Source organism: Paenibacillus zeirhizosphaerae, assembly GCF_030705605.1.
In the GTDB taxonomy this organism is placed as follows: domain Bacteria; phylum Bacillota; class Bacilli; order Paenibacillales; family Paenibacillaceae; genus Paenibacillus; species Paenibacillus zeirhizosphaerae.
Genome location: NZ_JAPCKK010000030.1, coordinates 156326 through 181237 on the forward strand (window position 1 = coordinate 156326; position 24912 = coordinate 181237).

20 protein-coding genes and 3 pseudogenes are annotated in these 24912 nt (G+C 49.2%); 19 read left to right on the plus strand and 4 right to left on the minus strand.

Annotated features, from left to right (window positions below; translation table 11 throughout):
• Window positions 1-20: 20 nt before the first annotated feature.
• The 13 genes and pseudogenes from cysI to OIN60_RS18715 all read left to right on the plus strand — a co-directional run bounded on the left by cysI (window position 21) and on the right by OIN60_RS18715 (window position 13504).
• Window positions 21-1745 (plus strand): assimilatory sulfite reductase (NADPH) hemoprotein subunit, encoded by a 1725-nt coding sequence (gene cysI, locus OIN60_RS18655; protein WP_305756373.1) that lies wholly within the window; start codon window positions 21-23, stop codon window positions 1743-1745.
• Window positions 1746-1842: 97 nt separating this feature from the next.
• On the plus strand, window positions 1843-2250 hold the full coding sequence (locus tag OIN60_RS18660) for a VOC family protein (protein ID WP_305756374.1): 408 nt from the start codon (window positions 1843-1845) through the stop codon (window positions 2248-2250).
• Between the two features lie 157 nt (window positions 2251-2407).
• Window positions 2408-3070, plus strand: a pseudogene (locus OIN60_RS18665) (MFS transporter); the annotation flags it as partial.
• 93 nt (window positions 3071-3163) lie between these two features.
• The gene (iolD, locus tag OIN60_RS18670; RefSeq protein ID WP_305756375.1) at window positions 3164-5029 is read left to right on the plus strand and encodes a 3D-(3,5/4)-trihydroxycyclohexane-1,2-dione acylhydrolase (decyclizing); all 1866 of its coding nucleotides are present in this window, start codon (window positions 3164-3166) and stop codon (window positions 5027-5029) included.
• Between the two features lie 27 nt (window positions 5030-5056).
• Complete coding sequence (gene iolE, locus OIN60_RS18675; protein WP_305756376.1) at window positions 5057-5986, plus strand: myo-inosose-2 dehydratase; 930 nt, start codon at window positions 5057-5059, stop codon at window positions 5984-5986.
• Entirely contained in the window at window positions 5983-6993 is a 1011-nt protein-coding gene (iolC, locus tag OIN60_RS18680) for a 5-dehydro-2-deoxygluconokinase (protein ID WP_305756377.1), read from the plus strand. The genes iolE and iolC overlap by 4 nt, the downstream gene beginning before the upstream one ends.
• A gap of 26 nt (window positions 6994-7019) precedes the next feature.
• A complete protein-coding gene (locus OIN60_RS18685) occupies window positions 7020-8495 on the plus strand; it encodes a CoA-acylating methylmalonate-semialdehyde dehydrogenase (protein ID WP_305756378.1) in 1476 nt (491 codons plus the stop codon).
• A gap of 50 nt (window positions 8496-8545) precedes the next feature.
• Window positions 8546-9649, plus strand: coding sequence for an inositol 2-dehydrogenase (gene iolG, locus OIN60_RS18690; protein ID WP_305756379.1), 1104 nt, complete (start codon window positions 8546-8548; stop codon window positions 9647-9649).
• Window positions 9624-10433 (plus strand): 5-deoxy-glucuronate isomerase, encoded by an 810-nt coding sequence (gene iolB, locus OIN60_RS18695; protein ID WP_305756380.1) that lies wholly within the window; start codon window positions 9624-9626, stop codon window positions 10431-10433. The genes iolG and iolB overlap by 26 nt, the downstream gene beginning before the upstream one ends.
• 107 nt (window positions 10434-10540) lie before the next feature.
• Complete coding sequence (locus OIN60_RS18700; RefSeq protein ID WP_305756381.1) at window positions 10541-11548, plus strand: LacI family DNA-binding transcriptional regulator; 1008 nt, start codon at window positions 10541-10543, stop codon at window positions 11546-11548.
• A gap of 177 nt (window positions 11549-11725) precedes the next feature.
• On the plus strand, window positions 11726-12094 hold the full coding sequence (locus tag OIN60_RS18705) for a nuclear transport factor 2 family protein (protein ID WP_305756382.1): 369 nt from the start codon (window positions 11726-11728) through the stop codon (window positions 12092-12094).
• A 98-nt stretch (window positions 12095-12192) separates the two neighbouring features.
• Window positions 12193-13242 (plus strand): helix-turn-helix transcriptional regulator, encoded by a 1050-nt coding sequence (locus OIN60_RS18710; RefSeq protein ID WP_305756383.1) that lies wholly within the window; start codon window positions 12193-12195, stop codon window positions 13240-13242.
• Window positions 13243-13255: 13 nt separating this feature from the next.
• Window positions 13256-13504, plus strand: a complete 249-nt coding sequence (locus tag OIN60_RS18715) for an NAD(P)H-binding protein (protein ID WP_370872546.1) — start codon at window positions 13256-13258, stop codon at window positions 13502-13504.
• 17 nt (window positions 13505-13521) lie between these two features.
• On the opposite strand, the gene OIN60_RS18720 is transcribed toward OIN60_RS18715, so the two are convergent.
• Window positions 13522-13890, minus strand: a complete 369-nt coding sequence (locus OIN60_RS18720) for a winged helix-turn-helix transcriptional regulator (protein ID WP_305756384.1) — start codon at window positions 13888-13890, stop codon at window positions 13522-13524.
• 252 nt (window positions 13891-14142) lie between these two features.
• Here OIN60_RS18720 and OIN60_RS18725 point away from each other — a divergent pair, with 252 nt between their 5' ends.
• The 5 genes from OIN60_RS18725 to OIN60_RS18745 all read left to right on the plus strand — a co-directional run bounded on the left by OIN60_RS18725 (window position 14143) and on the right by OIN60_RS18745 (window position 20071).
• Window positions 14143-15177, plus strand: coding sequence for an LLM class flavin-dependent oxidoreductase (locus OIN60_RS18725; protein WP_305756385.1), 1035 nt, complete (start codon window positions 14143-14145; stop codon window positions 15175-15177).
• Between the two features lie 26 nt (window positions 15178-15203).
• Window positions 15204-16331 carry an NtaA/DmoA family FMN-dependent monooxygenase gene (locus tag OIN60_RS18730; protein ID WP_305756386.1) on the plus strand — a complete coding sequence of 376 codons (1128 nt, stop codon included), beginning with the start codon at window positions 15204-15206 and terminating at the stop codon, window positions 16329-16331.
• A 53-nt stretch (window positions 16332-16384) separates the two neighbouring features.
• Window positions 16385-16639 (plus strand): hypothetical protein, encoded by a 255-nt coding sequence (locus OIN60_RS18735; RefSeq protein ID WP_305756387.1) that lies wholly within the window; start codon window positions 16385-16387, stop codon window positions 16637-16639.
• Between the two features lie 404 nt (window positions 16640-17043).
• The gene (locus OIN60_RS18740) at window positions 17044-18363 is read left to right on the plus strand and encodes an ABC transporter substrate-binding protein (RefSeq protein ID WP_305756388.1); all 1320 of its coding nucleotides are present in this window, start codon (window positions 17044-17046) and stop codon (window positions 18361-18363) included.
• 19 nt (window positions 18364-18382) lie between these two features.
• A complete protein-coding gene (locus OIN60_RS18745) occupies window positions 18383-20071 on the plus strand; it encodes a methyl-accepting chemotaxis protein (RefSeq protein ID WP_305756389.1) in 1689 nt (562 codons plus the stop codon).
• Window positions 20072-21000: 929 nt separating this feature from the next.
• On the opposite strand, the gene OIN60_RS18750 is transcribed toward OIN60_RS18745, so the two are convergent.
• The 3 genes and pseudogenes from OIN60_RS18750 to OIN60_RS18760 form a co-directional block, all read right to left on the minus strand.
• Window positions 21001-21222, minus strand: coding sequence for a hypothetical protein (locus OIN60_RS18750; RefSeq protein WP_305756390.1), 222 nt, complete (start codon window positions 21220-21222; stop codon window positions 21001-21003).
• A gap of 17 nt (window positions 21223-21239) precedes the next feature.
• Window positions 21240-22397, minus strand: a pseudogene (locus OIN60_RS18755) (IS110 family RNA-guided transposase); the annotation flags it as partial.
• 95 nt (window positions 22398-22492) lie between these two features.
• Window positions 22493-23530 carry a WXG100 family type VII secretion target gene (locus OIN60_RS18760; protein ID WP_305756392.1) on the minus strand — a complete coding sequence of 346 codons (1038 nt, stop codon included), beginning with the start codon at window positions 23528-23530 and terminating at the stop codon, window positions 22493-22495.
• 784 nt (window positions 23531-24314) lie between these two features.
• On the opposite strand from OIN60_RS18760, the pseudogene OIN60_RS18765 reads away from it, so the two are divergent.
• A pseudogene (locus tag OIN60_RS18765) lies at window positions 24315-24749 on the plus strand (LysR family transcriptional regulator substrate-binding protein); the annotation flags it as partial.
• Between the last annotated feature and the right edge of the window lie 163 nt (window positions 24750-24912).

The window sequence follows — 24912 nt, forward strand, 5'->3', positions numbered from 1 at the left end:
TGACGAGAGGAGATGCAAGTATGGCACAAAATCAATTCTATCCGCCGCATGACCGGCCGCACAGCGACGTCGAGGATATCAAACGCCGCAGTAATTACCTGCGTGGCAGCTTGAGCGAAACGCTTCAGGACCCGATCACCGGGTCCATTCCCGAAGATGACAACCGATTGATGAAGCATCATGGCAGCTATATGCAGGATGACAGAGACCTGCGGAATGAACGGGCCAAGCAGAAACTTGAACCTGCCTACCAATTTATGCTGCGTGTGCGTGCGTCCGGCGGGGTGGTCACACCCGAGCAATGGCTGATGATGGACCGGATTGCTCATAAATACGGTAGCGGTACAATCCGCCTGACGACACGCCAGTCTTTCCAGTTGCACGGGGTGCTGAAATGGAATCTGAAAAATACGATCCGCGAAGTCAACGATGCACTGCTGAGCACGCTGGCCGCTTGCGGTGACGTGAACCGCAACGTCATGGCCAGTCCGAACCCCCATCAATCTGATATTCATGGCGAGGTGTATGAATGGGCATGCAAGGTGAGCAATCATTTGGATCCGCGCTCCAGAGCGTATCATGAAATTTGGCTGGACGGCGAGAAGGTTGCCGACAGCCGGGATGGAGAAGAGCAGGAGCCGATCTACGGCCCTGTATACCTGCCGCGCAAATTTAAGATCGGTATTGCGGTCCCGCCGTCTAATGACGTGGATGTCTTCTCACAGGATTTGGGGTTCATCGCCATCGTGGAGGACGGCCAGTTGAAAGGTTTTAATGTAACGGTTGGGGGCGGCATGGGCATGAGCCATGGTGACCACAAAACCTATCCGCAGGTATCCAAGGTGATCGGATTCTGCACGCCGGAGCAAATGATTGAGGTTGCCGAGAAGACCGTAACTATTCAAAGAGACTACGGTGACCGGGCAGTGCGGAAGCATGCTCGTTTCAAATATACGATTGATGACCGTGGTCTCGATTGGTTCGTGCAGGAATTAAGCAGCCGTCTGGGCTGGAGTCTTGCAGAGGCGCGTCCCTATCATTTTGACAATAATGGAGACCGGTACGGCTGGGTCAAGGGCAGCGATGGGAAATGGCATTTTACGTTGTTCATCCAGAACGGGAGAATCAAGGACGAGGAAAATTATCTGCTGATGACTGGACTGCGTGAGATTGCCAAGATCCACACCGGCGATTTCCGCTTGACGCCAAACCAGAATTTGATTATCGGTGGCATCAGCAGTCAGAAGAAGAAAAAAATAGAGCGGCTGATCAGTGAATACGATCTCACCGATGGCATCCATTACTCTGCTCTGCGCAGAAATTCGATGGCTTGTGTGGCATTGCCGACCTGCGGCCTTGCGATGGCCGAATCCGAACGATATTTGCCGACATTGCTTGACAAAATCGAGCCGATGCTGGACGAGGCCGGACTGCGGGATGAGGATATTGTGATCCGTATGACCGGCTGCCCGAACGGCTGCGCCCGTCCGATGCTGGCGGAGCTCGCCTTTATAGGGAAAGCGCCCGGCAAGTATAATATGTATCTGGGCGGCGGATTTACAGGCAACCGTTTGAATAAGCTGTATAAGGAAAACATCGGAGAGACCGAAATTCTGGAATCGCTGCAGCCGATCATTAACCGTTATGCCAAGGAACGTCATGAGGGCGAGCATTTTGGCGACTTTGTGATCCGGTCAGGTTATGTAGAGGAAGTGCTGGACGGACAGCAGTTTCACGTCTCCTAAAATAGCAGCGGGGAGAATTCGTTAAGCATAATTTGTTGCTTTTTGCAAAAGCTGTTATGATGGATCGGAAACACATTCTGACCATGAGGTGATCACATTGGCATTAACATCCAAGGATATCTTTGTAAACCTTCCGGTAAAAGATTTGCAAGTGTCCAAGCAGTTCTTTTCGGATATCGGCTTTGAATTCAACCTGCAGTTTACCGATGATAACGCAGCGTGTCTGGTTATCGGCAGCAACATTTTTGCGATGCTGCTGGTGGAGCCCTTTTTCAAAAGCTTTACGAAAAAGGATGTAGTGGATGCCAGCACCAGCACAGAGGTCATTCTAGCTATTTCTGCTGCAAGCCGCGAACAGGTGGATGAGATTGTGAACAAGGCGCTGGAAGCGGGTGCCAAGCCTTCCAATGATCCAAGCGATCATGGCTTCATGTACAGTTGGAGCTTTCAGGACCCGGATGGACACATCTGGGAAGTCGTGTACATGGATGAAGTGGCTCAGTGATCAAAATTTACTACAGGGTCGGTTCCTCATAGGAGGAGCCGATTTTTTTTAATTTGACTCCTTACATGAATTGACACTGGGACAAGCTTTAAGTACAATTTTGGAGAAGAATTCCAGCGTATGAAGATCACATACTTCAATTTTAAGGAGCGGACACATGGATTCAAAACAGAACTGGAAAAGAAACACTACGCTCTTCTTATCCGGCCAGACGATATCTCTATTTGGATCATCATTGGTGCAGTATTCCATTATGTGGTATATCACGCTGAGCACCCAATCGGGCATCATGATGACCGTCTACATTCTTTGCGGTTTTCTGCCTACCTTCATCCTATCGCCATTTGCAGGAGTTTGGGCCGACCGTTACAACCGAAAAAAACTGATTATCTGGTCCGATTCAATCATTGCCTTATCCACGCTAGTACTCGCCATCTTGTTTCTGGCGGGATATCATTCGACCTGGCTGCTCTTCGTAGTAGCAGGCATACGAGCGTTGGGAACAGGAGTACAAACCCCTACGGTCGGCGCGCTACTGCCGCAATTGGTGCCCGGGGACAAGCTTACCAAAGTGAACGGGATCTTGAGCAGTCTGCAGTCCGCTGTCATGCTGCTGTCCCCCATGCTTAGCGGTGCTTTGATGACGGCAGCTCCTATTGAAATTATTTTCTTTATCGATGTCGTTACGGCGGCTATCGGGATTTTGATACTTTTATTTTTTGTACGAGTACAATCCCATGAGAAGGCGGAGAAGGGGCAAGCCCTTAGTTATTTTGAAGATATGCGCATTGGCTTCTCTTATATCAGGGACCACGCTTATTGATGAAATTAAGCGCTTAACCTTCAATGGAGAGGCGTTTAACCTTTGTTAGATTAAGCGCTTAACCTCGAGGAGAAGGGAGACGGTTCATCCATGACAACGATTCGGCTGACGATGGCCCAGGCTTTGCTCCGTTATCTGGATCAGCAGTACATTTCCGTAGATGGGGTGGAAACCAAGTTTGTAAAAGGCGTCATTGGCATATTCGGGCACGGCAATGTGACCGGCATCGGGGAAGCGCTGGAGCGCAGCCCGGGAAGTCTGACCTACCTGCAGGGCAAAAACGAGCAGGGCATGGTGCACACCGCAGCGGCCTATGCCAAACAGAAAAACCGCAGGCAGATTTACGCCTGCACCACCTCCATTGGGCCGGGCGCCTTGAATATGATCACGGCGGCGGCTACCGCGACGGTCAACCGGATTCCCGTGCTGCTGCTGCCTGGTGACAATTTTGCCTCACGCGAGCCGGACCCGGTGCTGCAGCAGCTTGAGGTGGGCAGCGACTATACGATCTCTGCCACCGATCCGTTTAAGACCGTCAGCAAATATTGGGATCGCATCGTGCGCCCCGAGCAGTTGATGTCGGCTGTCACCAACGCTATGCGGGTGCTGACCGATCCGGCGGAGACCGGGGCAGTGACGCTGGCGCTGCCGCAGGATGTGCAGGCTGAGGCGTATGATTACCCTGCGGCGTTCTTCGCACGGCGAGTGCATTACCTGGACCGCCGCCCTCCGGTTCAGTCCGCGCTGGCACGGGCGGCTGAGCAGATCGCCCGTGGTCGCAGGCCGCTGCTGATCGCAGGGGGTGGCGTGCTCTATTCCGAGGCGTCCACGCAGCTTGCTGCCTTCGCCGAGGCATTTGGCATTCCGGTCGCCGAGACACAGGCAGGCAAGAGCGCTCTGCCGTGGGACCACCCGCTCAATGTGGGGGCCATCGGCGTAACTGGCTCTCTGGCCGCCAACAGGCTGGCCAGGGAAGCGGATGTCGTCATCGGTGTCGGTACAAGGTTTTCGGATTTTACGACATCGTCCAGGTCTGCTTTTCAGCATCCAGATGTAGCGTTCGTCAATATCAATCTAAACGGTATGGATGCCGCGAAGCTAGGTGGAGAGGCCATTCTGGCCGATGCGCGGGAAGGTATGCAGGCCCTGCAGGCGGTCCTGCAGCAGCGCCAGTACTACAGCGGATACGAGGATTCCGAAATTGCCGCGCTGCGTCAGGCGTGGAATGCTGAAGTGGAGCGGCTGTACGGGCTTGGACATGAGGCGGGGCTGGCACAGACTGCTGCGATTGGTGTCATCAACCGGACGATTGCGCCATCCTCGGTGATCGTGTGCGCGGCAGGCAGCCTGCCCGGTGATTTACACCGTTTGTGGCGGTCTGCGGAGCCAAAGACGTATCACATGGAATACGGGTTCTCCTGTATGGGTTATGAAGTGAGCGGAGCGCTGGGAGCGGCGTTGGCCGAGCCGGAGCGCGAGGTGTACGCCATGGTGGGTGATGGCAGCTACCTGATGCTGCATTCCGAGCTGGTTACCAGCCTGCAGGAGCAGCGCAAAATCACGATATTGCTATTCAACAACAATGGCTTCCAGTGCATTCACAATTTGCAGCGGGAACACGGTAGTGACGGGTTCGGCAATGAATTTCGCTACCGGGAAGCAGACACGGGCCGCTTGACTGGGGAGTATATGCGGATGGATTTTGCCGCCCATGCCCGCAGCCTGGGGACCAAGGGCTACCGGGTGGAGACCGCCAAGGAACTGGAGCAGGCGCTCCGAGCGGCACAAACTGAAACCGTAACCACGCTGATTGAAATCCCGGTCGTTCCCGGCACCAATACCGGCGGCTATGAGTCGTGGTGGAACGTGGGTGTTCCCGAAGTGTCCACCGCGGAAAGAGTCGTTCAGTCTCATGGTGTCATGCAGGAGCATCGCGCTAAAGCAAGGCTCGTCTAAATCGAATCACAAAGGAGACGTGAAGCTATGAGCAAGCTGCCGTTCCGGCTCGGCATTCATCCAATCAATTGGGTTGGCGAGGATGTGAAGGAGCACGGTGAAGATACGACGTGTGAACAGATTCTGGATGATATTCAGCGTCTTGGACTGACGGGCACGGAAATGGGGCGTAAATTTCCAACAGATCCGGAGGTTCTGAGAAAAGAGCTGAGCCAGCGCGGTATTAGTCTGGTCTCCCAGTGGAAATCGATGCTGTTCTCCGATCCGGCCTACCGGCAGTCCGAGCTGGACAGCTATCGCCGCCATGCCGAATTTCTGCAGTCCATGGGAAGTGTGGTGATCAGCACGGCTGAGGTAGGGGGCTCCCTGCATTTTGATCCACGGAGAACACCGCATGAAAAAGAAGTGCTGAGGCTGGGCGAGCAGGAATGGAGTAGCCTGGCGGAAGGGCTGAATGCGGCAGGAGCGATTGCCCGTGAGCATGGGCTGAAGCTGACCTACCATCATCATGGTGGCACGGTGGTGGAGCAACCGGAGGAGATCGACAGGCTGATGGAGCTAACTGACCCTAATCTGGTGTATCTGCTGTATGATACGGGCCATGCCTACTATGGCGGTGCCGATCCGCTTGAGGTGCTGCGCAAGCATTATGACCGGATCGCATACATCCACCTCAAGGATGTCCGTCCACATGTACTGGAGGAGGCGCGCGCCGAGCAGAGCGATTTTGTCGGCTGTATTCGCAAAGGGGTATTTACGGTGCCTGGAGATGGCTGCATTGACTTTGGCCCGATCCTGCAGGAGCTGATCACCAGAGGTTATGACGGCTGGGCGATGCTCGAAGGAGAGCAGGACCCGGCAATCCATAATCCTTATGCGTATGCGAGCCGTTCCCTGGAATATCTTAATTCCCTGATTCAGCAGCAGTCCAGTACAGAAAGGAGTCCCCAGGCATGAGCTATGTATCCTTTCCTGCTTCCAGGAGGCTGGATTTCACGGCGATCGGGCGGCTGTGCATCGACCTGAATGCCAATGAGATCAACCGTCCGATGGAAGAGACGATGACATTCACGAAATACGTTGGCGGCTCTCCGGCCAACATCACCATCGGCATGTCCCGGCTGGGCATGAAGACGGCCTTCATTGGCAAAATCGCGAATGATCAGATGGGCAGATTCATCCATCGTTATCTGGAGAACAACGGCATCGACACGTCCAATGTCGTGACAGATGATACCGGGGCAGTGACCGGGCTGGCTTTTACCGAGATCAAAAGTCCAACCGATTGCAGCATCCTCATGTACCGTGACCATGTCGCTGATCTGAAGCTGCAGTCACACGAGGTGCAGGAGCAACTGATTGCCGATTCCAGGGTGCTGCTGATTTCGGGGACGGCCTTGGCACAGAGTCCATCCCGGGAGGCGGTATTTCAGGCACTGACCTATGCCAAGCGGCATGGAGTCGTGATTGTGTTTGACCTTGACTATCGTCCCTATACATGGACGTCACCGGAGGAGACGGCGGTGTATTACAACCTTGCTGCCGAGAAATGCGATATCATTCTGGGTACGCGCGAGGAATTCGACATGATGGAGACGTTTGATCCTAATCCGGAGCACAGCGATTCGTTGACGGCGCAGAAGTGGTTTGATTTTGCGGCGAAAATCGTTGTGATCAAGCATGGCAAGCAGGGCTCCATCGCGTACACCCGCGAAGGACTGTCCCATCGTGCGGAGAGCTATCCGGCACAGGTGGTCAAGACGTTCGGGGCAGGCGACTCCTACGCAGCCGGATTCCTGTACGGTCTGATGCAGGGATGGCCGATTGAACAGAGCATGGGCTATGGCAGTGCGGCCGCATGTATCGTCATCTCCAGCCACAGCTGCTCGGATGCGATGCCGACGGTGGAACAGGTAAACGATTATATCGAACGCTGCAATCGGGGAGAGATCACAGTGTCATAGGACGAAGGTGCAAAGGAGACAGGATAATGGGAAAAGAAGCATTAACGGAGCAGACGGAGATTACTAACGTACAAAATTGGATCGGAGGTGCCTGGGTCACCCCGGCGGGCAACCGCACCGAGCCGGTCGTGAATCCAGCGACGGAGGAGGTCATTGCTTACGTGCCGTTGTCTGAGCGGGCGGATCTTGATCTGGCCGTGCGCACGGCCAAGGAGGCCTTTGCTCCCTGGAGCCGCACACCGGTTCCGCGGCGTGCGCGGATTTTATTCCGTTACCAGCAGCTGCTGGTCGAGCATTGGGAGGAGCTGGCGCGGCTGGTGACACTGGAGAACGGCAAAAGCTATAACGAAGCCTACGGCGAGGTGCAGCGGGGCATCGAATGCGTTGAATTTGCGGCAGGCGCCCCGAATCTCATGATGGGCAAGCAATTGCCCGACATCGCCACAGGGCTCGAATCGGGCATGTACCGGTACCCGATTGGCGTTGTGGGAGGCATTACCCCCTTCAACTTCCCGATGATGGTACCGTGCTGGATGTTCCCGCTGGCGATTGCGTGCGGCAACACTTTTATTCTGAAGCCGTCCGAGCGTACACCGCTGCTGGCGTGCCGCCTGGCGGAGCTGTTTCAGGAAGCAGGGCTGCCGGACGGCGTGCTGAACATCGTTCACGGGGCGCATGACGTCGTGAACGGACTGCTTGAACACCAGGATTTTCAAGCCATCTCTTTTGTCGGCTCACAGCCTGTAGCCGAATATGTCTACACCACCGCCGCTGCGCATGGCAAACGGGTGCAGGCACTTGCCGGCGCTAAAAACCATTCCATCGTCATGCCTGACGCCGATCTTGACCTGGCTGTGAAGGAAATCACGGGTGCCGCCTTCGGTTCGGCTGGGGAACGCTGCATGGCCTGCTCGGTCGTTGTTGCCGTTGGCGACATCGCGGATACCCTTGTGCAGAAGCTGGTGGAGTCCGCTGACCTAATTACGATAGGAGACGGCATGGACGAAGGAGTCTTCCTTGGCCCAGTCATCCGTGGCCCACACAAGGAGCGTACGATCGGTTATATTGAGTCCGGGGAGCAGGAGGGAGCCGCCCTGATCCGGGATGGCCGGAAGGATAAGGCAGCAGATCAGTCCGGCTATTTTATTGGACCAACTATCTTTGATAGAGTGGAGAGCGGCATGAAGATTTGGCGGGAAGAAATCTTTGCGCCTGTGCTCTCGATAGCGAGGGTGGCTACGCTTGAGGAAGCGGTGGAGCTGGCCAACCGCTCGGATTTTGCCAACGGGGCGTGTCTGTTCACCCGGAGCGGAGCAAGTATGAGGCAGTTCCGCGAAACGATGGATGCGGGTATGCTGGGCATTAATCTGGGCGTCCCTGCGCCGATGGCGTTTTTCCCATTCTCCGGCTGGAAGAAGTCCTTCTACGGCGACCTGCATGCCAATGGTATGGATGGAGTTGAGTTCTATACACGCAAAAAAATGATAACGGCCCGCTGGTAGTCTTGCAGCGAAGCGAGCGCAGTGCAGATGCATACGGGGAGGATAACCGAATGGAGAAGGACAAAGTAAAAATCGGAATTATCGGGGCTGGGCGAATTGGCAAGATCCATGCTGACAATCTGCTGCGCAATCCGCATGCCGAAATTGTGGGCATCAGTGATTTGTTCGCTGGAGCGGAGCTGGAGAGCTGGGCAGAGAGACGCGGCATTGCGGTCGTTACAACCGACAGCAGCAAGCTGATCGCGATGCCTGAGGTGGACGCAGTGCTGATCTGCTCCTCCACCGACACTCACGTGCCTCTGATCGAGCAGGCAGCGCGGGCGGGCAAGCATATTTTTTGTGAGAAGCCTGTCAGCATGGACCTTCAGCAGACGCAGGCTGCTGTGACTGCGGTACAGAAGGCGGGTGTAAAGCTGCAAATCGGGTTCAACCGCAGGTTCGACCATAATTTTAGACGGATACGTGAGCATGTGCAGACGGGCACGATCGGTGAGCCGCATATTATCAGAATCACGTCACGTGATCCCAGTCCGCCTTCGGCAGAGTACATCAGGGTGTCGGGCGGGATATTCATGGACATGATGATTCACGATTTCGATATGGCCCGCTATCTGACAGGAAGTGAGGTGAAAGAGGTGTATGCCCTGGGTAATGTGCTGATTCATCCTGTATTTGCGGAGCACGGGGATGTGGATACAGCAATTGTTACCCTGAGCTTTGAGAACGGAGCGGTTGGTGTCATCGATAACAGCCGTCAGGCGGTGTATGGATATGATCAGCGTGTGGAAGTGTTCGGGTCACTCGGAAGCGCTGCGGCCGCCAACGACCATCCGAACACGGCTGAAATCAGCACGTCGGCAGGCCTGATGCGTGATAAGCCGCTGCACTTTTTCCTGGAACGCTACAATGAGGCGTATGTGCAGGAAACGGCCCTGTTTATCGAGTCCATTCTGAAGGATACCCCTGTGATGGTGAGCGGCTATGATGCCATACAGGCGGAGCGCATTGCATTGGCAGCCCGCAAGTCGTTGCAGCAGGGAAGACCCGTGAAGCTGAGCGAGGTACCAGGGATGGCAAGTGGATCACAAACGGCTGCAGAATCACCAAGGGAAGGGAGTGAAGAGAACGATGTCAGAATACATCATCAAACCTAAGTTGACGCCGGATGAAGATGGAACGGTGCTCACGGTAACCCCAGAGTCTGCGGGGTGGAGCTATGTCGGGTTTCAGGTGGCAAAGCTGACGGAGGGGCAAACGCTGACACGCGAGAGCGGTGAGCAGGAGCTCTGCATTGTGCTGCTCAGCGGTTTGGCGAATGTCGCGACCATGAATCAGACATGGAACAATATAGGGAAGAGAATGAGCGTTTTCGAAAAAATCCCGCCGTACTCGGTGTATGTTCCAAGCTCGGATCGGGTGGAAATTACGGCACTGACAGACGTAGAGCTGGCCATCTGTGCGGCACCGGGCAAGGACACCTATCCGGCGCGATTGATTGCGCCGGGGGACGTTGGAGTGGAAATACGCGGGTACGGCAATCTGGAGCGGCAGATCCACAACATTTTACCGGAGCAAAAGGAAGCAGACAGCTTGCTTGTCGTAGAGGTATTCACGCCGGATGGACATTGGTCCAGCTACCCTCCGCACAAGCATGATCGGGATGCGCTGCCGGACGAATCCTTACTGGAGGAAACCTATTATTTTCGTGTAGAGCCCGAGCAGGGGTTTGCGATTCAGCGCGTATATACCGATGACCGCTCCGTGGATGAGACTCTTGCGGTGAACAATGGGGAAGTTGTACTAGTACCTTGCGGATACCACCCGGTAGGTGCTCCTCCGGGCTATGAGGTCTACTATCTAAACGTGATGGCCGGACCAACGCGAACCTGGAAATTCCGGAATGACCCGGACCATGACTGGCTGATGAAGCCCAGCTAAGCCTTCTTCGTTTCCATCTGCGGTCGAGCCGCCGCTTTGCATCAGGTTGCTTATGGCGGTATCCGCCTGCATAATGAGAAATAAACGAATACAAACGGGGAGTCACAATGAAAGCAACCATTTACGATATTGCACGGGAGGCGGGAGTGTCCATTGCTACCGTCTCTCAGGTCATTAACGGCAAAGGCAAAATCAGCGACAAGCGGCGTGCCGAGATTATGGAAATCATGGAGCGCCTTAACTATCAGCCCAGCGCTATCGCCGCTGCCCTGACAGGCAAGCAGACGTATACGCTTGGGCTGCTCGTGCCGGACATCTCCAATCCGTATTTCGCCGAGCTTGCCCGCGCGGTGGAGGACCGGAGCAGGCAGTTGGGCTACAGTGTCGTGATCTGCAGCACCGACAACAAGGATGAGCGGGTAGAGCGTTACCTGAACCTGCTTCAGCAAAAAAAAGTCGACGGCATGATGATTGGAACAGGCATTAGCAATTCCGAGATCCTGGCACCGCTTCTGCAGCAGTCCATCCCCGTAGCGCTGGTCGCCCGTCATATGCCTTCATTGGCTATCCATACGGTTGTCACTGATGACCGACTGGGTGGTGCACTGGCGGCGCAGCACCTGTTGGAGCTTGGACATACACGTGTGGCGGTGTTATCGGAGCCCGCGAGAGTAAGCAGCAGTCAAGAACGTTTGCGCGGCTTCCGCGAAGTTCTGGAGAAGGCGGGGCACACACTGGAAGCGAAGCAGATCAGGGAAGCGACGGCAGAGCTGAATGCTGCCAAAGCAGCGGTGCTGGAGCTGCTTGGACAGTCCGATCAGCCCACCGCGCTGTTCTGCTGCAACGACATTCAGGCCATCGGCGCATTACAGGCAGCTAAGGAACTGAACCTGCGGGTGCCGGAGGAGTTGTCTGTCATTGGCTTCGACAACACGATTCTCGCCTCCGTAACCAGCCCGCCGCTGACGACGATTGCACAGCCGATCGAAGAGCTGGGACGTCATGCAGTTGACCTGCTGATTGAAGAGCTGAAGGAGGAACGCCAGCCTGCGCGGAACATGGTCCTGAAGCCGGAGCTGATCGTTCGGGGATCGACGACGAAGGTGCCAAAATAAAGACGGTGATTCATTTGCCATGCGTTTAAGCTTCTCATAACTTATGGTTTAGTGGCTTTAATTACAGCGGAAATGATATATTGATCGATGTCAGCTCTGGATTCATCCTTTGGCTCTATTGAAATGCTGGTAAAGCCGCTGGCTTGAAGCATGATTTTATATTGTTGCAAATTACAAATGAAAGATATTCGCAAGCAAGTATTGCTTTTTACCGCAGACGCAACCGTTGAGTCCTACTTGAGTGATCAGTTGGTTTCGAGTTTGAAGGGGACCAAGGAAATGGGAGATGCCTTCGAAGCTTTTCTAAGCAATTTCGAAACGGTGTACCATTTTAATGGTCAACATCAAGTGTCGATAAATGGAAATAAGGCAGAGGGTACCCTTTACTGTCTGGTTGATCTTATTTCCGTAGAAGATGATAAAAAAATGAAAACGACCAGCGGCGTTTATTATCGCGATGAATACGTTTGTGAAAACGGAAAGTGGTTGATCGCTAAAAGAACCTCGACCTTCGCTTGGCAAGACAGACAGGCTATAAACTCGTAACGATGGAACGAAACATAAGTAACTTAGATGAAGCTGCCAAGAGTAACGGCAGCTTCACTATATTTCATGATTGGAAAACGTAAGGAGGCGAATGAGGGATGCAGATACACTCCGTTGATCGTATTAAAATTCCTAAGGGATTTTGGCTGGGTTTACATTACTTGAATATTGCGCCTAGTGATGTGGTCCGTAAAGCGGGTCTGCCGCTCACCATCGTGAATGATCAGACTTTCATTACAACGGACCAATATTTTGCGCTTTGGCAAGCGTTCTCCGATATTGTAGAGGATCCAGCCGAGAGCACCATAAAACTTTCAACAAATTTCGAAAATGCGCAATTGCCACCGAGTGTCATGGCTCCCTATCATGCGCGTGACTATCGCGATGCATTGAACCGAATGGCAAGGTACAAACAATTGTGCGCTCCCGAACGGATTCTTATCGTCGAGGAAGGCGAGTTATGTACTATTGAATTGTCGTGGCTTTTTTCCGAACGACCTGAACCGCCGATGCTTATCGGGGTGTCATTAGCTTCGTTGGTGGAGCTAGGGCGCCGCGGATCCGGTAAGCCCTTGAACGCACACGCTGTAGTACTTTCTCGCCCCATGGGAAACGTTCAAGCCCTTGAAGCGTTCTTCGGCTGCAGCGTTCGGGTTGGATCAGAGCGAAGTCGATTGATCCTTCGCCGAAGCGATCTCGACCGCCCGTTTATCTCATACAACGAAGAGCTTTTGGAAATTCTCACTCCCGTGCTCGATCGGTCACTGGAGCAGAAGTTCAGCAGCAGTTCCATTACGGAAACGGTGAAATGGATTCTAAAGCAGAATCTTGCTTCGGGCCGGCCCGACATGCGTGTCATTGCAAGCGAGCTTGGAATGAGCGAGCGTACCTTGCAGCGCCGTCTGACGGACGAAGGCACGAGTTTTAAACAATTGCTGACTGACACCAGGCGAGAGAGTGCTCTTGAATATTTGGCGGATCCTAAGCTGGATTTGAAAGAAGTTGCATTCCTGCTTGGATATGAAGATCAGAATTCGTTTTTTCGGGCTTTTCGCCAATGGGAGGGGGATACGCCTTCCCATTGGCGCGCAGAACATCTGGACGCCAACGTCACAACCGACGGTACTGGAATAACGACCATTCATTAATGAGGAGAGTTCAATAAGTCCGATCTTGGACCCCTATCGAAAATCTGCCGAAGTCATTGAAGCCTCTGATCTGGATTACATCATAATTAGACCGGGCTGGTTCACCAATAAGAATGAGATTGACTATGAAATCACTCATAAGGGTGAACCTTTCAAAGGTCGGGAAGTATCCCGCAAAAGCGTTGCCGATTTGATCGTGAAGCTGGTTCGAACGCCTGGGTTGGAAAGAGAGCTGTCCCATCTGCAGAGAACCTGCACATGAAATGATCTCTTCTTATTCTAAACTTCATTGATTTCAGGTTTCACGCCGTATTCTTTACCGAAATCCTCCATCTTTTCAAGGATCGGTAGTAACTTCATTCCCTTGTCTGTTAACGAATACTCGACTCGTGGAGGAACCTCTGGATAAACATCACGTTGAATAACGCCATCATTCTCTAATTCCTTTAGCTGCTTGGTAAGAGAGCCTTGAGATAGACCTCCAAGGAATTTTTTGATATCCGAATAACGACGTGTTTCACCTTTTAAAAACCATAATATAAAATACTTCCACCGTCCGGAAAGAACATTCTGTGTAAAAGCTATCGCGTACATATCACTTTTTTCATCTATGAACTCTTGTTCAAAACCTTCATTGCAAACCCTCATTCATATCACTCCTAATCTATAGGTACAAAAAGATGTACTATGTTCATTTAAAGTGCCCTCTTTGCAAACGAATTGAATGCACTTATGATTGGCTCAACAACCAAAACAAAATCATTTTATTTTACCTAAAATGTAAAAGAATAATAAACTTATTTTGGTTTTATAATTAGCAGGCTAAGTAATCATTATATTTTTTAATCCTATAGTTAGCAAGCTAAATAATAAATATAACATAGTAGAGGAGTAACTGATGTGAATACAGTAAGTGAACTAAAGCTTTCGATTTTGGAATTTGTTCATATCTATAACGGAACCGAGGCTACGGAAAGTCTCCAAAACGTGACGGAAATGGTTCAATTAGCAGAACAGTGGGGGTTCAACAGGTATTGGTTTGCAGAACACCATAACACGACAAACTCGATGAGTACTTCACCAGACTTGCTAAGCCTGCATGCAGCAGCTCACACCAAAAGCATTCGAGTAGGTTCAGGTGGCATCATGTTGCCTAATCACAGTCCCTTGAAAGTGATGGAGAACTTTACGCTTCTCGAAGGATTGTATCCAGGGCGTGTTGACCTCGGGATTGGCCGAGCATCAGGTACGGATGGCAGAACCATGTGGGCATTATTAAGATCCCAGGCATTAATGGAGGTGAATGATTTTCCAGAGCAATTAGATAATCTGCTTGCCTTCTTTGCCCGTAACTTCAAAGAAAACCATCCGTTTAGTCACATCAACCCTCCGGGAGATAAATCAATGGTTCCGGATATGTTTATGCTGGGATCTAGCGAGGGGGGATTACATTTTGCTTTGGAGAAAGGATTAGGGTTGGTATTTGCTGCACATTTGGCACCGCAATTGGCTATTCCTGTGTTGAGAGCTTACCGTTCGAATTTTAAACCTTCGACCTATTTAAATGAGCCGCAAAGTATGTTAGCGACGATCGTTATTACAGCCGAGACGGAAGAAGAGGCTAAATATATCGCAGGGCCGGCGGAGTTAATGTGGGCACAGATCAGTACAGGGACGAGAAATCTTACTTTTCCTACACCAGAAGAAGCCAAAAATCACAGATACACGCCTCATGAAGAGTTGGCTAGGGAACGTAATAAAGATCGCTTTGTGATTGGAAGTGTTGGACAGGTTGCTGAGCAACTTCAACAACTTGCGAAAGCAAGTTTGGTGGATGAAATCATGATTGCAGACTTTTATCCTAATCAAGAAAGCCGAAAGAGAGGTCATGAATTATTGGCACAAGAATTAGGTTTATCACAAGGGAATAAGTGAACTCGTACAAAGGAGATATTTCAACCATGGAAGAAAGAAAGCTTAAATTAGGAGGAATTATTGATGGCGTGGGTTGGAATTACACGGGTTGGAGACATCCCGCTATTCCAGCAGATGCCAGTGAAAATATTGAGTATTACGTGCAGAAAGCCATACAACTTGAACAGGGAAAGTTCGATCTCATCTTTTTGGCAGACGTAAGTCATATTGGACATGGTATGATTCCGCACTATCTAAGTATGTTTGAGGGTGTATCCATTTTGTCTGCACTGAGTATGGTAACTCACTCCATTGGCTTGGCCGCAACGATAGCGACTTCATATGCTGACCCATTTACGGTTGCCAGGCAGATTGCCTCACTCGACAAGATCAGCAAAGGCAGAGCAGGGTGGAATGCGATCACCTCGAATCCAGGAGGATTAGCCAATTACAGTCGCTCTCATTTAAGGAAAGCAGATCTTTATCCCATGAAAAAAGAGTTTCTAGAGATTGTTGAAGGCCTCTGGGATTCGTATGAAGACGATGCCTTTATACGTGATAAAGAACGTGGGGTATTTTATGACCCGAGTAAGATGCATCCGCTACATTATACAGGGAATTACTTTTCAGTAGAGGGACCCTTAAATATTAGTCGATCCAGACAAGGGAGACCAGTCGTCTTTCAAGCTGGTACTTCCCCGGAATTCATGGATATTGCTGCGCACCATGCCGAAGTCATCATGGCGCCTGGGCATGATTTTGAATATCTCAAGGCATTCACTGCTGAACTTAAACGCAAAGTGAAAAATCAAGGCCGTTCACCACATGACCTACTGATGATGCCTTCTCACAACCCCATCGTTGGTGAAACGGAAAAAGAAGCCCTGGAAAGGCTAAGGGAAATCGAATCATGGATGCCTAAAGGTTATCGAATGCCTAAACCTGGGTTGATAGGATCGGCGGAGCATGTTGCGGAACAAATAGAACATTGGTATCGAGAAGGCGTCATGGATATCTTGCTTATAAGACAAGATCATCCAGCAGGATTTGAGGACTTCATCCGATGGGTGGTTCCCATCTTGCAAGATAAAGGCATATTCCGCAAGGAATATGAGGACGACACACTTCGTGGGAATCTAGGCTTACCTTACCCTGTAAATAAATATACGAAGTAATATTAAAAAATCAGTTTATAAAAGGAGAAGATGCCACAGCAGAAGACTTACAAATGTTTCGTACATTACCAGCCTACTACCGTTCTTTACCTACAAATTTATCGAACAAGCTGGTGGAAATGGATGAAAATGGTGCAAGTCGTGAAGATATAGCAAAAGCAATGGGCGGAGCAAGTGGTCTGCGTATCGGTATGCTAGAGGGTAACATAGTGGATGGCTATATTACTGTCGGCACAGGAATTACCCCAATTAAAGAGATTAGAACTGTAAAAGCAGTGATTGATGACTTAATGCAAGATTTTAATTAATTGCCTTGTTAGACTTACCAAGTACCAAAGAATAAACTTGAAATAGGAGTTTTTCCGATGTTTTTGATAAGCTTTGCTTTTATACTGGTTTCACTTGAAGTTAGGGGGTGTCCCAAAAGTCATTAAAAATGGCTCAGGGACGCCCTTTTAAAATTTGCTATATCTGATATAATTTTTTTTCGCAGGGACGAGTCAACGATAAATGGATTGGCATCAGATAACACAGGCAACCGTTTACATTCGCGAAACTATATTTCTCTATATAAGCGCATTAAATTCTTTTAACAACGTAAAATCACCCATTTCGAATTTTATATATGTGCTCTAATTAAAACATTTGTAAATCCGATAAATTAGTTAGAAGTTATTCATACAGGTCTTCAAAGACCACAGGGGGGAAATAAGTGAAGACAGCATTAGACATCCGGGGTGTTATCCTGACTCTCATCATCCTGGCTTTGATCGGTACCGGCTGCACCAGTCAAACAGCTGCCGTACAGCCACAAGCCGAAGGTGCAGCAAAGGGTCAAAAAGTGCTTAAAGTGGCCTGGTGGGGCAATGATGGACGGAACGAAAGAACAATGAAGGTGATTGAATTATTCGAGAAAAAATATCCAAACATTAAAGTCGAACCAACGGACGCGCCGAACGGCGACTATTGGGTGCTGCTTGCAATGAAAGCAGCCGATCAGGATTTTCCGGATGTTATCCAGATGGACTACAAATATATCAACGAATATATTAAACGCAAGCTGATTATGCCGCTGGATGATCTGGTTGCCTCCGGGAAGCTTGATGTTTCCGATTTGGATGACAGTTCACGCGCGGCGGGCACGTTTGACGAAAAGCTCTACGGCATCGTTACTGGCGTGAATGCCCAATCCGTCATGTACAATCCCGAAATATTCGAGCAGACGGGCGTTCCAACGCTATCGGCTGGATATACGTACGAGGACCTCATTCAGACAGCGAGGGAGCTCAAAGAACAAATCAATCAGCCGGATTTTATACCGATCGGTTCTGGTGCGCTAGACTTCGCCTATTATCTTAGGCAACATGGAGACAGCTACTATGCGGCTGACGGCAAAGGACTGGGTTATGACAAGGATGAATATTTATCCGACTTCTTCAAGATGGAGAAAATGCTCATTGATGAGGGGCTGATGGCGAGTCCCGATGTGCTCAATGCCTTGTCCTCCGATAAGGATGCGCTGATCACCAACAAGCGAGCCGCTTTCCACACAATCACGAGCAACAACGTCGGTTCTTACAGCAGCTTGTCGGGCACAGCCATGAAGCTCCTGCCATTCCCGGCGCTTAAGGGCGGCCCCGAAGGAAACTACGTCAAGCCATCGATGTATTTTTCTGTCTCTTCCTATACCAAGCAATCCGAGGAAGCTGCTCTGTTTATTGATTTTTTCATTAATGATATTGAAGCGAACGAAATCTTATTGGGCGAACGCGGTGTTCCGGCCACAGCCAAAGTACGTGAGCATTTGCTGGACCAAATGAAGGGAAGCGACAGAGAGCAGTATGTCTACATGGAGCATGTCGAGAAAAACTCAAGTCCGATCGACCCTCCTGTTCCACTGGTGTCCAGCAGTATCAGTACGTTGTTTAGCAAAATCAGAAACAAGATGCTGCTTGGGCAAATGACGCCAGAGGAATCTGCAAAACAATTCCGGGACGGCGCGAACGAAATTTTCGCAGATGCCGCTTCTTAGGCCGAAAGGACACTAAACGATGAAACTAACCATTGGCAAAAAGCTCTATGGCGGCTTCCTATCCGTCCTCTTATTGCTCGCAACTGTCGCGTCACTTAACTATGTCGAGCTTGATTCGATTAATGAAAAGTACCAGAAATTGCTGAAGGAACGCGCTGACGTGGTCAGTCAGGTTAAGGATTTAAGCCTTTCGATCAAAAATGAAAACCTTAGCATCACCAACTTCCTCCTGATGAATGACGAATCGGAAATAGACGCATATCGTGATGCCGTACGCAGCTACAACGCGGTGAGCAAACAGATTCAGGCCGTAACAACCAATGCCGATGACTGGCTGCTTTTGCAAGGGCTCGATTTGCTTCAGCAAAACTATTCGAGCAACGCCGAGGAAATGATCGAGTTCAAAAAACTGAATAAAGTAGAAGACTATATTCGTGTCGCCGCCAAAAACGAACCAATCATCAAAAAGTTCATGGAAACGGCTGACCGTTACATCAAGCTTCAGGAAGAAGCTTTAAAACAGGATATGGCGTTGATCTCGGACCATATACTCAAAACGAGGCTGACGATCATCATTATTTCGGTCACTACGATTATTTTGGGCTTCGTTATTGCGTTTGTGATCAGCCGGTTAATCACCAAACCCATTGTGCGAATCACGAAAGCCGCCGAGCTGATTGCAAATGGGGATCTGACCAGCGAAGCCGTGAACGTGAAAAATGGTGATGAGCTGGGCACGCTGGCCACTTCCTTTAATACGATGATGCAAAATTTGCGTAACCTGATTGAGCAAGTATCGCAAAATGCCCTTCAGGTCGCGGCGTCATCCGAGCAGCTTACCGCAGGAGCCGACCAGACAACAAAAGCCACCGAGCAGGTGGTCGAAATTATCGAGCAGGTGGCCGAGGGCTCCGAGAAGCAGATTCGAGCGATTCAGGAAAGCGTTGCTTTTGTGAACAACATGTCCGTGGAAGCGGGCAGCATTGCTTCAAGCGCCTCTCAAGTCGCCGAGAAATCGCGAATCGCGGCACAGACTGCGATAGACGGAAGCGTGTCCGTGCAAACGGCTGTCGAGCAAATGGGCAATATTCAAACTACCGTGCAAAACATTACTGAAGAGGTGAGCATTCTCGGCTCGCGCTCCGATGAAATCGGCAAAATCGTAGAGGTGATTGCAGGCATTGCCAAGCAGACGAACCTGCTCGCCCTTAACGCGGCGATTGAAGCATCGCGCGCAGGGGAAGCCGGGCGCGGATTTGCCGTCGTTTCGGAGGAAGTACGCAAGCTGGCCGAGCAATCGACGCAATCCAGCAAACAAATCGCCATGTTGGTCCGTTCCATTCAGTCGGATACCGAGCGTACTGTCCAATCCGTTCAAGAGGGGACGGAGGTTGTGCAAGCCGGGATTGCCGCGGTATCTGTTGCTGGCGAAGCCTTCGCCAACATCAAGCAGGCCGTCAATTCCGTGAGCCTGCAAATCGAGTCGGTATCCGAGGCATCGCAGCAAATGTCCGAGGCAACGAACAAGCTGGCGCTCTCTCTGCAGGGGGTTGCCGAAGTGGCTGAAGAAACGTCTTCCGGCGCTATAAGCGTGTCTGCCGCAACCGAGCAGCAACTGGCGACGATGGAGGAGATCACCTCGGCCTCCCAGGAGCTTGCTAAAATGTCCGAGGAGCTGCTGCATTTTGTCAAGGACGTCAAGCTTTAAAGAAGCCGTGAAAACCAAAAAAGCCAGTGAGCATGCCCACTGGTCCCGGCAAATTCATATGAAAAGCCGGCGTTTGCGACATTCGGTTTAAAACGCTCGCGGGTACAAACAAAGAAGCGGTCTCGCCCCAACTCCACCGGACTGATACCGCTTCCATTTGGCTTGTGACCGAATGGCGAAATATGCTTTCGCATGTCAAAATGGCACATATAGTTGTGTAACGTCGGGGAGCGCTGTTCCTTAAATGAGCAGCCTGCATAACGTGCGGCGTCTTCCGGCTCCACCTGCACGGCTTAGGCGGCGATGATGCTGTGCAGCTTGGTAATCATCAGCTTGCGGTAGCGGAGAATTGGTATCTGGCTGATTAATCTCTGAAACTGTTTTTTATTGAGAAAAAGGCAGTATGAACTCTACAATGGAACAACGCTCTTGTCCTTGCTAGGGATTAATACAGTTTATTGCTACAATTTGGGCAAGCGGATGAAAAGAGGAAGTAAACGGCATAAGTCCTGAGCATAAGATGCTTCAAAAAACAGTCGAGACATATGTAAAAAAATTGAATTTTTGAAGCCGTTAATCTGAAATAGAATAGGTATTAACTCGGCAATCGGTACAAGTTCTTGTGTCGGAAGACAAGAACTAACACACATAAGAAGTCGCGGGATACGTACCTTTTTAGTTTTAACGATATAGTTCTTGTCCAAGCACACAAGAACAGCTGATAAAACCAGCCGTCCCGTAAATGGGGCGGTTTTCTTACGATACAGACATATGTACAAAATACGAGTTTTGTGAATAAGCTAGTACTGAAATCGCATTATACCAATTGAAAATGAAAGGAACCCAGAATAGTATCCTGAGTCCCCTCTATACTATGTTGCATTAATTGTGTATCATTCAAGTAAAAGATAATTCAATAATTTTAATGCTTATACCTCAATATTTGGCCACGCTTCTAAGATTGTTATATTATCAATTTTGCCCAATTCAAACAATTGATCAGCAGACTCAAATGATTGTGTAAAACCATCTTCTTCTCTTGTAAGGTAATAACCCTCTTCATTCTGACTAATCCAGTAGCTAACACCTTTATAATAAAGTTGAAATTCTTCCCCCATTTCAAAACGCTCTACTAGCTCGTTGTATTCCATTTTAACTCCTCCCACTATAAGGCGATAATAGATTGCTTCTTCTTGAGCGGATTCTGTTTGCGTGTAATATAATACTCGTGTAGTGCTTTAAACTCTTTGTTTTTCGTCACCATAGGCAGTATGGCGCGAAACAAGATGCCTCGGAGACGAGAGCGCCCCCGTTTACTGATTCCGGTCATTCCCTTTCGGATGCCGGAGCTATTCTCGGTCAGATTCAGTCCAGCCAAGCGAATAACCTGCTGGCCATGGTCGTAGTTACTCAAATCACCAACTTCCAGAAAGCCTGCAACGGTCAGCATTTGTTGAGTTCCAGGGATGTCCTCTAGAATTTGCAGGGCGTTTGCCATCATGGTTTCTTCCTGCTTGCAATACAAGTCGTATTGATCCAGCAAGGCGGTAAGCTCGATTCGAGCCGCCGTGAGCCCTTCGGTTAGGCCAATAGAAACCGTAGCAGCCGCATACAGTTGCTCCGCTCTTTTGATGCCAACTCCACGTTTAATCTCCGTCTTCCAGTGCGTAAGAACGCCACTGGCGCCTAAGGAGACAATCTCTTCTGGAGTCGGAAACTGACGTAAGGCCATCTGTGACGCTTTTCCTTCCCAATCCTTGAACACCTGTGAATATTCCGGGAAATAGCGGTCCAGCCAAGCTGTGATTCGTGTTTTCGCTTGATTCAAACTCACCATGATTTTCTCGCGAAAGTTCATCAGAATGCGCAACTCTGCATACTCCTTGGTCGGTAGATGGGGCTCGGAATACTTTCCGTCTTTAATGAGATTGGCAATGACCTTTGCATCTTTATAGTCGCTCTTGGTCTGTGAATTGTCTTCAAGCTCTTTGCTTTTGTTAACATGGTGTGGGTTGACCATGACAACCCGAATGCCTTGCTCTTTTAGAAACGCCGCTAACGGGAACCCGTAATGTCCAGTAGGCTCGAGGCCGAACAAGATATCTGTTTTCTCATGAATCTGGCCAAGCTCCTTCATCCACGTCACCAGCTTGGTTAACCCTTGCTGATCGTTGTGAAACACGCAGTCGTTCCCAAGCTCAATTCCGCGAAAATCCACGACCCGAGCTACGTGAACCTTCTTGGCGATGTCTGCGCCGATGACCAGTGTTTTTTCGGTAATTCGTGTAATCCGTTGATTCTGTTTCTGCTTGAGTGCCTCTCTCATATGTGGGATTTGTTCTTTGGACGGAACGTTTCCCAGTATACTAGAGGCACTTTTTTCGTTCAAAGCTCAAATTACTTCATTACAGGAATAGCTCCTTACTTACGCTTGAATTTCCCGTCTTCTGTCCATTCAAATGTGTGCTCATGTGGCCATTCAGGATGCTGTTTTGGGTTTCCATGATTAGTAAAGTCAACATCCCTTGTAGCTCGTCCATTCTCATCATAATATCTTCTCGTCTTAATTTCACCGGTGTTTTTATCAAGAATGTCTACGGATGAGTTTGGCTCACCTTTGGCGGGGTGTGGGTTATCCGTCGTACTTATATGGTTTGATGATGGCGTGACATCAATTTCTTTTCCTGTATTAGACGTAATCGTCTCTTTTGATGGTTTCCCGCCACTCTTAATCATTTGTACCAGATCACTTGCGTTAGAACCCATATTTTGTGCAGATCTTACCAACATGGTGCTTCCATGGGCCGCACCAGCCGCTGCAATTGCTCCTGCCATAATCCCAGCAGGCGCCAATACAACGGTACCATCTGCAGCAAGTGATAAACCAGCAAGTCCGGCGCTCCCCACTGTTTCGGCTGCTCCAACTAACGTAGTTACACCGTCTCCTACAAATTCTCCAAGTTTTCGGGCAATTGGATGGTCGGTTTTCGTATCAGGTACTTGAGCTATTCCCAAAGTTGCATTCTCAATTGCACTTGTTGTTACACCATCAAAAAATTCATCGGTGAGGCCATTAACCGTCTTTAATCCATTTAATACTGCAAGTCCAGCATTTTGTAAATCTTTAAACAGTTGTCCTTGTGGGATTGGAACTCCACTACCGGGAACATTGAGAACTAACGCTCCATTCAAGCTTTCATCAGCTTGTGAGAAGTTTCGAGCAATAAAGGAAAGTTCCTGCCCTACAGAAGATATTCTATCTAACGTGACTTTCATAAGCTGTCTGGCTATTTGATAATCTTGAAAGAATCGTTCTCTTGTTACACCTGACCATCCACCTTCTAGAAAGTACATCTGTTTATCTAATTGATTAAGAATTTGGTCAAGTTCCGTGCGTTTTTTTGAAAAAAAAGAAGCTACTTCTATTAGATGATCTGGAGATACTAATATTCTTCCCATCAATCTCACACTCACATGAATAAGATGGGAATTATTATATCATTAGGGTGAAGTTAGATATATCACTCATTAATCCTGCTTTTTTAAGTTAGCTCCTACTTTTGTCCTGTAATTACATGAAAATTAATATCGGTTCTAAAATTAAAAAAAGCATCTCGCTCTCGAAAGAATAACTGCTTTGCCTAATCATGATTCGCTCAATAACTTATCAACCTGGTGCTACAATGATATAAGCCTTATTCATCCATTTCAACAAAACTGAACTTTTGTTGAATCATATTGTAAGTGCTGATTTTACAACTCTGGCCCTATGTTACCGAGCCATCTTTCTATTTCACATTGATTGTTAGTCATTTTTGCATCCAGAAGGTTTAATATAAATGCTCCCGTGGGCGTTGACACCGATTGGAGTACCTGGTTTCTGAAAGTTTCTTAACATCACGGGCACATGGCAGCCATCGCTAATTGATAGTAAATAGCTCGGCACAATGATTGTGCCGAGCCCACACAGATCAAATTCACCATGTCGATCGTTTTCCTGAGGCCTCAGGTAGGCTTACGGTATAGTTCTAAATACAGTTAGTGTCCAAATCGATTTGTTCCCTGCTACAGGATTTGAAATGAATGTAGCCAATTTTATCAGCATCTAATGCTGATTTATTCTTGACGAGACTAACAAAGTTTTCATTATGACTGCTTATCATCACTTATTTCTGGGCAACTATCTGGCATATCACATCAATAAAAGAAAAAATATTAATATAATACATTTTTTTGGAAATCATTATCGAAATACAATTATATCAATATTCCCGCCAAGGATATTTGGGGCGTTGTAATGAGAAACGACAGTCCTCTCGCTTTCAAAAAGTCCATCCAGGCAGCAGATTTAATAAATGTTCCGCTCATCTGTTCACGACAGGCGGTAAAGAATACATTTTCCAAAAATGAATTTACGGATTGGTTTGGTAAAGATTTCGATAAATTAAACATCGTGGCAACATACAATCTTGCATATAACGTTGCCATTATGGTGGAAGAGGGCATCGGGTATGCAGTTACACTTGATAAAATCGTAAATACGACCAGTGATAGTAACCTTTGCTTTAGACCCCTGAAGCCAAGACTTGAATCCGGCTTAAATATTGTCTGGAAAAGGCATCAGGTCTTTTCGGCTGCTGCCGATATGTTTTTAAAAGAAATTCAGGATAAATTTTAAATATATAGTTGCAGGATAGAAATCTATAAGTGGGCTTTCAATAAAGAAGGAGCAACCTGGACGTGATATGCTCCCCTTACGGTAGACAGGTGAAATAATATAACCTGCTACCGTAAGGGGAGACTTTTTTGTCTACTAAAAAATATTGTGCTTCGGAGAAATT